General features: G+C 71.1%; 10 protein-coding genes. 9 read left to right on the top strand and 1 reads right to left on the bottom strand.

Translation table 11 applies throughout. The features are described 5' to 3' along the window. The first annotated feature begins 10 nt into the window (after positions 1-10). The 7 genes from ACFY1P_RS09585 (at position 11) to ACFY1P_RS09555 (ending at position 9,489) form a co-directional block, all read left to right on the top strand. Entirely contained in the window at positions 11-1,075 is a 1,065-nt protein-coding gene (locus ACFY1P_RS09585; RefSeq protein ID WP_361527175.1) for a polyprenyl synthetase family protein, read from the top strand. Positions 1,076-1,190: 115 nt separating this feature from the next. After that, complete coding sequence (gene shc / locus ACFY1P_RS09580) at positions 1,191-3,194, top strand: squalene--hopene cyclase (RefSeq protein WP_390750320.1); 2,004 nt, start codon at positions 1,191-1,193, stop codon at positions 3,192-3,194. Next, positions 3,194-3,844 carry a 1-hydroxy-2-methyl-2-butenyl 4-diphosphate reductase gene (locus tag ACFY1P_RS09575; RefSeq protein WP_361527171.1) on the top strand — a complete coding sequence of 217 codons (651 nt, stop codon included), beginning with the start codon at positions 3,194-3,196 and terminating at the stop codon, positions 3,842-3,844. The genes shc and ACFY1P_RS09575 overlap by 1 nt, the downstream gene beginning before the upstream one ends. A 5-nt stretch (positions 3,845-3,849) precedes the next feature. Continuing rightward, entirely contained in the window at positions 3,850-4,872 is a 1,023-nt protein-coding gene (gene hpnH, locus ACFY1P_RS09570) for an adenosyl-hopene transferase HpnH (protein WP_361527169.1), read from the top strand. 5 nt (positions 4,873-4,877) lie between these two features. After that, on the top strand, positions 4,878-6,044 hold the full coding sequence (gene ispG, locus ACFY1P_RS09565) for a flavodoxin-dependent (E)-4-hydroxy-3-methylbut-2-enyl-diphosphate synthase (protein WP_361527167.1): 1,167 nt from the start codon (positions 4,878-4,880) through the stop codon (positions 6,042-6,044). Positions 6,045-6,127: 83 nt separating this feature from the next. Then, positions 6,128-8,080 carry a 1-deoxy-D-xylulose-5-phosphate synthase gene (dxs, locus tag ACFY1P_RS09560; protein ID WP_390750319.1) on the top strand — a complete coding sequence of 651 codons (1,953 nt, stop codon included), beginning with the start codon at positions 6,128-6,130 and terminating at the stop codon, positions 8,078-8,080. Beyond that, positions 8,077-9,489, top strand: coding sequence for an aspartate aminotransferase family protein (locus ACFY1P_RS09555; protein WP_390750318.1), 1,413 nt, complete (start codon positions 8,077-8,079; stop codon positions 9,487-9,489). Before dxs ends, ACFY1P_RS09555 begins: the two co-directional genes overlap by 4 nt. Positions 9,490-9,520: 31 nt before the next feature. On the opposite strand, the gene ACFY1P_RS09550 is transcribed toward ACFY1P_RS09555, so the two are convergent. Continuing rightward, entirely contained in the window at positions 9,521-10,342 is an 822-nt protein-coding gene (locus ACFY1P_RS09550) for a carboxymuconolactone decarboxylase family protein (RefSeq protein ID WP_390750317.1), read from the bottom strand. Between the two features lie 96 nt (positions 10,343-10,438). On the opposite strand from ACFY1P_RS09550, the gene ACFY1P_RS09545 reads away from it, so the two are divergent. Both ACFY1P_RS09545 and ACFY1P_RS09540 read left to right on the top strand, forming a co-directional pair. Further along, positions 10,439-11,044 (top strand): TetR family transcriptional regulator, encoded by a 606-nt coding sequence (locus tag ACFY1P_RS09545; RefSeq protein WP_361529512.1) that lies wholly within the window; start codon positions 10,439-10,441, stop codon positions 11,042-11,044. A gap of 15 nt (positions 11,045-11,059) precedes the next feature. After that, complete coding sequence (locus ACFY1P_RS09540; protein WP_361529509.1) at positions 11,060-11,803, top strand: 3-keto-5-aminohexanoate cleavage protein; 744 nt, start codon at positions 11,060-11,062, stop codon at positions 11,801-11,803. The last annotated feature ends 79 nt before the right edge of the window (positions 11,804-11,882 follow it).

Raw genomic sequence — 11,882 nt, 5'->3', positions numbered from 1 at the left:
AGGAGAGACCGTGACTTCGGCGATCCCAGCTGTCGACACCGCAGGCGTCAACGCCCTGCTGGAGCGCGGACGGACGCTTGCCACGCCGGTGCTGCGTGCTGCCGTGAACCGGCTCGCGCCGCCCATGGACACCGTCGCCGCCTACCACTTCGGCTGGATCGACGCCGAAGGCCGGCCGGCGCACGGCGACGGCGGCAAGGCCGTACGGCCCGCTCTCGCCCTGCTCTCGGCCGAGGCCGCGGGCGCCCGTCCCGAGGTGGGCATCCCCGGCGCCGTCGCAGTGGAGCTCGTGCACAACTTCTCGCTGCTCCACGACGACCTGATGGACGGCGACGAGCAGCGCAGGCACCGCGACACGGTGTGGAAGGTGTACGGCCCCGAGCAGGCCATCCTGGTCGGTGACGCACTGTTCGCGCTCGCGAACGAGGTGCTGCTGGAGCTCGGCACCGTCGAGGCGGGCCGCGCCACCCGGCGGCTGACCACCGCCACCCGCAAGCTGATCGACGGTCAGGCCCAGGACATCTCCTACGAGCACCGCGAGCGGGTCACCGTCGAGGAGTGCCTGGAGATGGAGGGCAACAAGACGGGCGCCCTGCTCGCCTGTGCCGTCTCCATCGGCGCGGTCCTCGGCGGCGCCGACGACCGCACGGCCGACACCCTGGAGGCGTACGGCTACCACCTCGGCCTCGCCTTCCAGGCCGTGGACGACCTGCTCGGCATCTGGGGCGACCCGGAGGCCACCGGCAAGCAGACCTGGAGCGACCTGCGCCAGCGCAAGAAGTCGCTCCCGGTCGTCGCCGCTCTCGCGGCGGGCGGCCCGGCCTCGGCCCGGCTCGCCGACATCCTCGCCGCTGACGCCAAGCTCAGCGACGCCCAGTCCGCCGACTTCGACGAGGAAGAATTCGCCAGCCGCGCGGCGTTGATCGAGGAGGCGGGCGGCCGGGAGTGGACCTCCCAGGAAGCCCGCCGCCAGCACGCCACCGCGATCGAGGCGCTCGACGGGGTCGACATGCCCACCGAGGTCCGGGCGCAGCTCACCGCGCTCGCCGACTTCGTCGTCGTACGAAAGAGATGATCACCATTTACCCGACCTGACAGATCGCAGTCGCCGGCCGACGCCCTGACGGAGCGTCGGCCGACGGAGCCCCCAGCACGGCAGAGAAGAAAGATCACTGCAAAAAGGGGAAACCATGACAGCGACGACCGACGGAAGCACCGGGGCCCTCGCACCCCGCGCAGCCGCGGCCAACGACAGCACCACAGCGACACCTCCGCTCCCGGCCGGTGACTCCACCGTCGCGACGGCCGCCGAGCGGGCCACGGCCCGGGCCGTGGAGCACCTCCTGGCCCGTCAGGACGACCAGGGGTGGTGGAAGGGCGACCTGGCGACCAACGTCACCATGGACGCCGAGGACCTGTTGCTCCGTCAGTTCCTGGGAATCCAGGACGAGAAGACCACACGGGCGGCGGCCCTCTTCATCCGGTCCGAGCAGCGTCCGGACGGCACCTGGGCCACCTTCCACGGCGGGCCGGGCGAGCTCTCCGCCACCGTCGAGGCGTATGTCGCCCTGCGGCTCGCGGGGGACGCCCCCGACGCCCCGCACATGGCCGCCGCCTCCGAGTGGATCCGCTCCCAGGGCGGCATGGCGGCCACCCGCGTCTTCACCCGGATCTGGCTCGCGCTCTTCGGCTGGTGGAAGTGGGACGACCTCCCCGAGCTGCCACCCGAGATCATGTACCTGCCGAAGTGGGTACCGCTCAACATCTACGACTTCGGCTGCTGGGCGCGGCAGACCATCGTGCCGCTGACCGTCGTCTCGGCCAAGCGGCCCGTACGGCCCGCGCCGTTCGCCCTGGACGAGCTGCACACCGACCCGGCGCGGCCCAGCCCCCCGCGCCCGCCGGCGCCGCTGGCCAGCTGGGACGGTGTCTTCCAGCGCCTGGACAAGGCGCTGCACCAGTACCGGAAGTTCCCGCTGCGCAGAGTGCGCCGCAACGCGCTGGACGCGGCCGCCCGGTGGATCATCGAGCGGCAGGAGAACGACGGCTGCTGGGGCGGCATCCAGCCACCCGCGGTCTACTCCGTCATCGCCCTCCACCTCCTCGGCTACGACCTCGACCACCCCGTGCTGCGCGCCGGGCTGGAGTCGCTGGACCGTTTCGCCGTGTGGCGGGAGGACGGCTCGCGGATGATCGAGGCCTGTCAGTCGCCCGTCTGGGACACCTGCCTCGCCGCCATCGCCCTGGCCGACGCCGGGCTGCCTGCCGACCACCCGGCGCTCGTCAAGGCCGTCGACTGGATGCTGGACGAGCAGATCACCCGGCCCGGCGACTGGGTCGTGCGACGGCCCGGACTCACCCCGGGCGGCTGGGCGTTCGAGTTCCACAACGACAACTACCCCGACATCGACGACACCGCCGAGGTGGTCCTCGCGCTCAAGCGCGTCGCGCACCCCGACCCCGTACGCGTCGAGGCCGCGATCCAGCGGGCCGCCCGCTGGAACCTCGGGATGCAGTCGAAGAACGGCGCCTGGGGCGCCTTCGACGCCGACAACACCAGCCCCTTCCCCAACCGGCTGCCGTTCTGCGACTTCGGCGAGGTCGTCGACCCGCCGTCCGCGGACGTCACCGCGCACGTGGTGGAGATGCTGGCGGTCCTCGGGCAGCAGCACCACCCGCGCACCCGCCGCGGCATCGAGTGGCTGCTCGCCGAACAGGAGGAGAACGGCGCCTGGTTCGGCCGCTGGGGCGTCAACTACGTCTACGGCACCGGATCGGTGCTGCCCGCCCTGGCCGCCGCGGGCATCCCCGCCTCCCACCCGGCCGTCCGCCGGGCCGTGCGCTGGCTGGAGAGCGTGCAGAACGCCGACGGCGGCTGGGGCGAGGACCTGCGCTCCTACCGCGACCCCGAGTGGATCGGCCGCGGCGCCTCCACCCCCTCGCAGACGGCGTGGGCGCTGATGGCGCTGCTGTCTGCGGGGGAGCGGGAGAGCAAGGCCGTCGAGCGCGGCATCGCCTATCTGGTGGAGACCCAGACCGAGGACGGCACCTGGGACGAGCCGTACTTCACCGGCACCGGGTTCCCCTGGGACTTCTCCATCAACTACCACCTCTACCGGCAGGTGTTCCCCGTCACGGCGCTCGGCCGCTACGTGCACGGGGAGCCCTTCACCCCGAACCGCCGGGAGGCGTGATGACCACGGGCACGGGTCCTGCGTCCGCACCGCTGCTGATCGCCTGCGCGCTCGGCATCGAGCGCCTCGCCCTGCGCGGCGGCGGCCTCGGCGGTGCGGCCGGACCCGTGACCGTCCTGCGCACCGGCATGGGACCGCACGCCGCGGACCAGGCCGTCACGCAAGCGCTCGGTGACGGCACGGCCATGCGGGACGCGGCCGTGATCGCCACCGGATTCTGCGCCGGCCTGGCCCCCGGGATGCACCCCGGGGACCTGGTCGTCGCCGATGAGACACACGACCGCGAGGGCCGCACCGAGTGCTCCGGCGTCGAGCTGCTCGCCAAGGAGCTCGCCCGGGCCGTGCCCAAGCGCGTCATCCACACCGGCCCGCTCGTGGGCTCGGACCACGTCGTGAGGGGCGCGGAACGCTCGGCGCTGCACGCCGCGGGCGCGATCGCGGTGGACATGGAGTCCGCCGCCACGCTCCGGAGCGCCGTGCGGATGGGCCCGCGCCCCGTTGCGGCCGTCCGGGTGGTCGTGGACGCTCCAGAACATGAACTCGTACGAATCGGGACGTTGCGGGGTGGAATATCAGCCTTCCGGGTGCTCCGCACCGTCCTTCCCGCATTTATCGAATGGCACCGTTCTTTACTGCTCCCCAGGAGGTGAGCCAGATGGCCATGCCGCTCCGTCAGTCCATCCGGGTGGGAACCTACCTTTTTGAACAGAAGCTCCGCAGGCGGGAGAAGTTCCCCCTGATCGTGGAACTCGAACCGCTCTTCGCGTGCAACTTGAAGTGCGAGGGCTGCGGCAAGATCCAGCACCCCGCGGGCGTGCTCAAGCAGCGCATGCCCGTTGCCCAGGCCGTGGGTGCCGTGCTGGAGTCCGGCGCGCCGATGGTGTCCATCGCCGGCGGCGAGCCCTTGATGCACCCTCAGATCGATGAAATCGTCCGGCAGCTCGTCGCCAAGCGCAAATACGTCTTCCTGTGCACCAACGCGCTGTTGATGCGCAAGAAGATGGAGAAGTTCACGCCCTCCCCCTATTTCGCGTTCGCGGTGCACATCGACGGGCTGCGGGAGCGGCACGACGAGTCCGTTGCGAAGGAAGGCGTCTTCGACGAGGCCGTGGAGGCCATCAAGGAGGCCAAGCGGCGTGGCTTCCGGGTGACCACCAACTCCACCTTCTTCAACACCGACACCCCGCAGACCATCGTCGACGTGCTCGACTTCCTCAACGACGAGCTCCAGGTCGACGAGATGATGCTCTCGCCCGCCTATGCCTACGAGAAGGCTCCCGACCAGGACCACTTCCTGGGGGTCGAGCAGACCCGCGAGCTCTTCAAGAAGGCATTCTCCGGCGGCAACCGCGCGCGTTGGCGGCTCAACCACAGCCCGCTCTTCCTGGACTTCCTGGAGGGCAAGGTCGACTTCCCGTGCACCGCGTGGGCCATCCCCAACTACTCCCTCTTCGGCTGGCAGCGCCCCTGCTATCTGATGAGCGACGGCTATGTGCCGACGTACCGGGAGCTGATCGAGAAGACCGACTGGGACAAGTACGGCCGCGGCAAGGACCCCCGCTGCGACAACTGCATGGCCCACTGCGGCTATGAGCCCACGGCGGTCCTCGCCACCATGGGGTCGCTGAAGGAGTCGCTGCGCGCCGTCCGCGAGAGCGTCGCGGGAAACCGGAGCTGATCGCCATGGGATCCTCGGAGCCGGTTTCTCTGGGGCTCCCCGGCGTGCCGGCCCGGCCGCTCGCGATGCGCCGCACCTCGCGGCGCATCCAGGTCGGGCCGGTGGCTGTCGGCGGGGGAGCACCGGTGTCGGTGCAGTCGATGACCACGACCGTGACGGCCGACATCGGCGCCACGCTCCAGCAGATCGCGGAGCTCACGGCGGCGGGCTGTCAGATCGTGCGGGTGGCGTGTCCCTCGCAGGACGACGCCGAGGCGCTGCCGGTGATCGCGAAGAAGTCGCAGATCCCGGTGATCGCGGACATCCACTTCCAGCCGAAGTACGTCTTCGCCGCGATCGACGCGGGCTGCGCGGCGGTGCGCGTCAACCCGGGCAACATCCGCCAGTTCGACGACAAGGTGCGGGAGATCGCCAAGGCGGCTTCCGACGCGGGCACCCCGATCCGTATCGGCGTCAACGCCGGTTCCCTGGACCGGCGGTTGCTGGAGAAGTACGGCAAGGCCACGCCCGAGGCGCTGGTCGAGTCCGCCCTGTGGGAGGCGTCCCTCTTCGAGGAGCACGGCTTCCGGGACATCAAGATCTCGGTCAAGCACAACGACCCGGTCGTCATGATCAATGCCTACCGGCAGCTGGCCGCCCAGTGCGACTACCCGCTGCACCTGGGTGTGACGGAGGCGGGCCCCGCCTTCCAGGGCACCATCAAGTCGGCCGTCGCCTTCGGGGCGTTGCTCTCGGAGGGGATCGGGGACACGATCCGGGTCTCCCTCTCCGCCCCGCCGGCCGAGGAGATCAAGGTCGGCATGCAGATCCTGGAGTCGCTCGGGCTGCGGCAGCGCCGCCTGGAGATCGTCTCGTGTCCGTCCTGCGGCCGGGCGCAGGTGGACGTCTACAAGCTGGCGGACGAGGTGTCCGCCGGTCTGGAGGGCATGGAGGTGCCGCTGCGCGTCGCCGTCATGGGCTGCGTCGTCAACGGCCCCGGCGAGGCCCGCGAGGCCGACCTGGGCGTGGCGTCCGGCAACGGCAAGGGGCAGATCTTCGTCAAGGGCGAGGTCGTCAAGACCGTTCCCGAGTCGAAGATCGTGGAGACCCTGATCGACGAGGCGATGAGGATCGCCGAGGACATGGTGGCGGCGGGTGTCGCCTCCGGCGTGCCCGACGTCACCGTCGGCTGACCGCCGGAAGGCGTACCGCGGGGGGAATCAGGGGCCGAGGCGGCAAGCCCGGCCCAGGCCGAGAGAATGAGGAGGGGGCTCGCGTGTCGTTGCTGGAGAACATCCGCGGTCCGCGCGACCTGAAGGTGCTTGACGGCGAAGACCTGACCGAACTGGCCGAGGAGATCCGCCACTTCCTGGTGCACGCGGTGGCCAGGACCGGTGGCCACCTCGGGCCCAACCTCGGCGTGGTGGAGCTCTCCATCGCCCTGCACCGCGCCTTCGACTCCCCGGCCGACCGCATCCTGTGGGACACCGGCCACCAGTCGTACGTGCACAAACTGCTCACCGGCCGCCAGGACTTCTCCAAGCTGCGCGGCAAGGGCGGACTGTCGGGCTACCCCTCGCGCGAGGAGTCCGAGCACGACGTCATCGAGAACAGCCACGCCTCCACCGTGCTCGGCTGGGCCGACGGCCTCGCCAAGGCCAACCAGGTGCTCGGCCGCTGGAACCGCCACGTCGTCGCCGTCATCGGTGACGGCGCGCTGACTGGGGGCATGGCGTGGGAGGCACTCAACAACATAGCGGCCGCCCGCGACAGGCCGCTGATCATCGTCGTCAACGACAACGAGCGCAGCTACGCGCCCACCATCGGCGGCCTCGCCGACCACCTCGCGACGCTGCGCACCACCGACGGCTACGAGCGCTTCCTGTCCTGGGGCAAGGACGCCGTGCAGGGGCTGCCCGTCGTGGGCAAGCCGCTCTACGAATCGCTGCACGGCGCGAAGAAGGGCTTCAAGGACGCCTTCGCCCCGCAGGGCATGTTCGAGGACCTCGGGCTGAAGTACGTCGGGCCGATCGACGGGCACGACATCGAGGCCGTCGAATCGGCGCTGCGCCGGGCCAAGCGCTTCCACGGCCCCGTGCTCGTCCACTGCCGCACCGAGAAGGGCCGCGGCTACAAGCCGGCCCTGGAGGACGAGGCGGACCGCTTCCACACCGTCGGCGTGATGAACTCGCTCACCGGTGAGCCCCTGGTCGCCTCCGCCGGCCGGTCCTGGACCTCGGTCTTCGGTGACGAGATGCTCAAGATCGGCGCCGAGCGGCCCGACGTGGTGGCGATCACCGCCGCGATGCTGCACCCCGTGGGCCTCACCCGGTTCGCCGAGGCGTTCCCCGACCGCGTGTGGGACGTCGGGATCGCCGAGCAGCACGCGGCGACGTCGGCGGCCGGTCTGGCGACGGGCGGTCTGCACCCGGTCTTCGCGGTGTACGCCACCTTCCTCAACCGTGCCTTCGACCAGGTGCTGATGGATGTGGCGCTGCACAAGTGCGGCGTCACCTTCGTGCTGGACCGGGCCGGGGTCACCGGCACCGACGGCGCCTCCCACAACGGCATGTGGGACATGTCGATCCTCCAGGTCGTCCCCGGCCTGCGGATCGCCGCCCCGCGCGACGCCGACCAGCTCCGCGCCCAGCTGCGCGAGGCCATGGACGTCAGCGACGCCCCGACCGTCATCCGCTTCCCCAAGGAGACCGTGGGCGAGGCCGTCCCGGCCCTCGACCGGGTCGGCGGCATGGACGTGATCGCCCGCCCCGGCACCGTCCCCCATAGCCTGAACGGCATGGGAGGTACCCCCATGCCGGAGGTGCTGCTCGTCGCCGTCGGCACCATGGCCGAGGTCTGCCTCCAGGCGGCCGACCTGCTCGCCGCCCGCGGCACCCCCTGCACGGTCGTCGACCCGCGCTGGGTCAAGCCCGTCGACGCGGCCCTGCCCGCCCTCGCCGAACAGCACAGGATCGTCGCCGTCGTCGAGGACAACAGCCGCACCGGCGGCGTCGGCTGGGCCGTGGCCCAGGCCCTGCGCGACGCCGAGATCGACGTCCCCGTGCGCACCTTCGGCATCCCCGAGCAGTTCCTGCCCCACGCCAAGCGCGGCGAGGTCCTGGCCGACCTGGGCCTCACCCCCGCCGAGATCGCCGGCCGGATCAGCGCCGCCCTGGCCCGTAAGGAGGCCGCGGCGGCGCGGACGGCCCGTAAGGAGAACGACGCATGACACCCGACGGCACCGACGGCGGAGGGGGATTCGACCTCACCCGGCTCCTCGCCGAGCGCGGCGGCGAGCGCTACGAGCTCCACGCCCGCCACCTCAACCACCAACTGCCCCGCATGCTCCACACCATCGGCTTCGACAAGGTCTACGAACGGGCCGAAGGGGCGTACTTCTGGGACGCCGACGGGCAGGACTACCTCGACATGCTCGCCGGCTTCGGGGTGATGGGCGTCGGCCGCCACCACCCCGTGGTCCGCAAGGCCCTGCACGACGTCCTCGACGCCTCGCTCGCCGATCTCACCCGCTTCGACTGCCAGCCGCTGCCCGGCCTCCTCGCCGAGAAGCTGCTGTCGTACACCCCGCACCTGGACCGGGTGTTCTTCGGCAACAGCGGCACCGAAGCCGTCGAGACCGCGCTGAAGTTCGCCCGCTACGCCACCGGGCGGCCACGGATCCTCTACTGCGCGCACGCCTTCCACGGCCTGACGACGGGCTCGCTGTCCGTCAACGGCGAGGACGGCTTCCGCGACGGTTTCGCCCCGCTGCTGCCCGACACCGCGATCCCGCTCGGCGACCTCGACGCCCTGGAGAGGGAGCTGCGCCGCGGTGACGTGGCCGCCTTCGTCGTCGAACCCATCCAGGGCAAGGGCGTCCACGAGCCGCCGCCCGGCTTCCTCCGCCAGGCGCAGGAACTGCTGCGCCGGCACAAGGCGCTGCTCATCGCCGACGAGGTGCAGACCGGCATCGGCCGTACCGGCGACTTCTACGCCTACCAGCACGAGGACGGCGTCGAGCCGGACCTGGTGTGCGTCGCCAAGGCCCTCTCGGGTGGTTACGTGCCCGTCGGCGCGACCCTCGGCAAGGACTGGATCTTCAAGAAGGTCTACTCCTCGATGGACCGCGTGCTGGTCCACTCGGCCAGCTTCGGCTCCAACGCCCAGGCCATGGCCGCGGGCCTCGCCGTGCTGTCCGTGATGGAGGACGCCGAGGTCGTGGCCAACGCCCGGCACACGGGCGACCTGCTGCGGACACGCCTGGCGGCGCTGGTCGACAGATACGAGCTGCTGCACGACGTGCGCGGCCGCGGCCTGATGATCGGCATCGAGTTCGGCAAGCCCAAGTCGCTGGGCCTGCGCAGCCGCTGGGCGATGCTCCAGGCCGCCCGCAAGGGCCTGTTCGCGCAGATGGTCGTGGTCCCGCTGCTCCAGAAGCACCGCATCCTCACCCAGGTCTCCGGCGACCATCTGGAGGTCATCAAGCTCATCCCGCCGCTGATCATCGGCGAACGCGAGGTGGACCGCTTCGTGACCGCGTTCACCGCCGTCATGGACGACGCCCACGCGGGCGGCGGCCTGATGTGGGACTTCGGGCGCACGCTGGTGAAGCAGTCCTTGCAAGCGGGGAGAGGCTGACCGCTTCCGGTCGAGCCAGGCAGGGAAAGAATCAGCAGGCGGCCCTCTCGTCGCGTTCGGTGAAGACGTCGCGGGCGGCGGCGATGCCGTTGAGTGCCGCCGGGAATCCGGCGTAGGCGGCCAGGTGCGTGATCAGCTCGACGGTCTCGTCGCGGGTGCCGCCTACGTTGAGGAGTCCGTGGATGTGCACGCGTAGTTGCGGGGCGGCGGTGCCCAGCGCGGTGCACATGGCGACGCTCGCGAGCTCCCGTGTCCGCAGGTCGATCCCGGCGCGGGGGTAGATGTCGCCGAACACGAACTCGATGACGTAGCGGGCGAGGTCGGGGGCGATGTCGGCGAGGGAGTCCATGACCTGCTGCCCGGCGTGGCCGTCGACCTCGGCCAGGGTCCGGCTGCCGTGTTCGAAGCGGTCGGCGGATGTCGTGGCGGGGTCGTGCCGGTCGGCTTGCGCGTCGTCCTGAATGCCGCGTTCGGTGAAGACGTCGCGGGCGGCGGCGATGCCGTTGAGAGCCGCCGGGAACCCGGCGTAGACGAGGGTGTGCATGAGGACCTCGACGATTTCGCGGCGGGTGCAGCCGACGTTCAGGGCGCCCGCGATGTGGAAGCGCAGCTGAGGGGCGGCGTTGCCGAGCGCGGCGAGGGCGGCGACGGTGGCCAGTTGACGGTCCCGCAGGCCGAGACCGGGGCGGGTGTACAGGTCGCCGTAGGCGAACTCGACGGCATAGCGAGCGAGGTCGGGGGCGATGTCGGCGAGCGTGTCGAGCGGCGTGGGGGCTCCGCCGCCGACGCGGTCGAGGACGGCCAGGCCGCGGGCGAGGCGGGTCTGCTCGGGGGTGGGGCCGGTGACGTGCACGGTGGTCTCCTCAATATCCAACTGACGGGTTGGAGTCTGGCATGTCCGGCCTCGCCATGTCCAACTCGTCAGTTGGATATTGCGTATAGTGATGCCATGGCCTGGGACACCGCACGCACCAAGCGCCTCCTGCTGGAGGCCGCAGTCGAGGAATTCGCCGAGCACGGTCCGCTGGGCGCACGCGTCGATCGCGTCGCCGCCGCGGCAAAGGTGAACAAGGAGCGCATCTACCAGTACTTCGGCGGCAAGGAGCAGCTGTTCACGGCCGTACTGGAGGCCGAACTGGCCAAGGCCGCGGCGGCGGCCCCGCTGCCCCGCGCCGGCGAGGGCGATCTCGGTGACTTCGCCGGCCTGCTCTTCGACTACCACCTCGCCCACCCGCACCTGCTGCGCCTGCTGTCCTGGGAGGGCCTGCGGGACGGCCGCGTCCCGGCCGTCGCCGAGTCCGAGCGCACGGCCCACTACCTGGACAAGGCCGCCGCCATCACCGCCCTGCAGAACTCCGGAACGGTCACCGCGGACTTCCCGCCCGGCCGGCTGTTCTGCGCCGCCTTCGCCCTCGCGACCTGGTGGCTGACGATGCCTCAGCTCGCCCGCATGGCTCTCACCGGCACCGACGACTCCCCGGAGGCGACCCGGGCCACCCTCGTCGCGATGGTCCGCCGACTGACGTCGGGCCAGGCGAGGGAGTGCCGGTCCTGATGCCATGATGCGGTCATGATTCTCCAGACGTGTGTGAATGGCCCCAGGAACAAGCGGGAGTTCCCGTCCCTGCCCGTCTCGCCGGCCGAGATCGCCGAGGCGGCGCGGGAGGCGGTCGCCGCGGGCGCGGTCGACCTCCACGTACACCCCAAGGACACCGCGGGCGCGGACACCCTTGCGCCCGACGTGGTCGCAGAGGTGGTCGAGCAGGTGCGGGCCGCGGTGCCCGGTGTTCCGGTGGGAGTCACCACCGGTGCGTGGGCCGTGCCGGATCCGCGGCGGCGAGCCGAGTTGGTGCGGTCGTGGACGGTCCTGCCGGACCACGCCTCCGTCAACTGGCATGAGGAGGGCGCCGATCTGGTCGCCGCCGCCCTGACGGAACGAGGCATCGGCATCGAGGCGGGGCTGTTCGCAGGGACGGACGCGGTCGCCCGGTTCGCCGCCTCGCCGTTCGCCGGGAAAGTGCTGCGGATCCTCGCCGAGGTCATGGCCGGCACGGACGCTGCCGCCGCCGAGGACACGGCCCGGGCCCTGCTGGCCGACATCGGCGCGCTCGGGGACGGCGGCATACCGGTGTTGCTGCACGGGCAGGACGGCGGCGCGTGGCCGGTGCTGCGGCTGGCGGTGCGGGAAGGGCTGTCCGTTCGCGTCGGTCTGGAGGACGTGCTGAGCTTGCCGGACGGCGCGCGAGCCGCCGGCAACGGGGATCTGGTGCGGGTGGCCCGAGAGTTGGGGTCCGGGGTCCGCGATAGTTGTTGAGGCGGACAGGCGGCGGGTTTTCGGTCACGGCGGATGCCGTCGGTGATGTGGGCCGAGCCTCGAAGTCGCCGTCACGTCG

This window comes from Streptomyces sp. NPDC001407, from assembly GCF_042895325.1.
Lineage (GTDB): Bacteria > Actinomycetota > Actinomycetes > Streptomycetales > Streptomycetaceae > Streptomyces.
This window is presented reverse-complemented; position numbering and strand designations above follow the sequence as displayed.

What these genes read in the sequence shown, in the direction of transcription:
- ACFY1P_RS09575 (WP_361527171.1), top strand. Translation starts at nt 3,194, where the DNA reads ATGACCACGGGCACGGGTCCTGCGTCCGCACCGCTGCTGATCGCCTGC.
- ACFY1P_RS09555 (WP_390750318.1), top strand. Translation starts at nt 8,077, where the DNA reads ATGACACCCGACGGCACCGACGGCGGAGGGGGATTCGACCTCACCCGG.
- ACFY1P_RS09540 (WP_361529509.1), top strand. Translation starts at nt 11,060, where the DNA reads ATGATTCTCCAGACGTGTGTGAATGGCCCCAGGAACAAGCGGGAGTTC.
- ACFY1P_RS09545 (WP_361529512.1), top strand. Translation starts at nt 10,439, where the DNA reads ATGGCCTGGGACACCGCACGCACCAAGCGCCTCCTGCTGGAGGCCGCA.
- ispG (WP_361527167.1), top strand. Translation starts at nt 4,878, where the DNA reads ATGGGATCCTCGGAGCCGGTTTCTCTGGGGCTCCCCGGCGTGCCGGCC.
- shc (WP_390750320.1), top strand. Translation starts at nt 1,191, where the DNA reads ATGACAGCGACGACCGACGGAAGCACCGGGGCCCTCGCACCCCGCGCA.
- hpnH (WP_361527169.1), top strand. Translation starts at nt 3,850, where the DNA reads ATGGCCATGCCGCTCCGTCAGTCCATCCGGGTGGGAACCTACCTTTTT.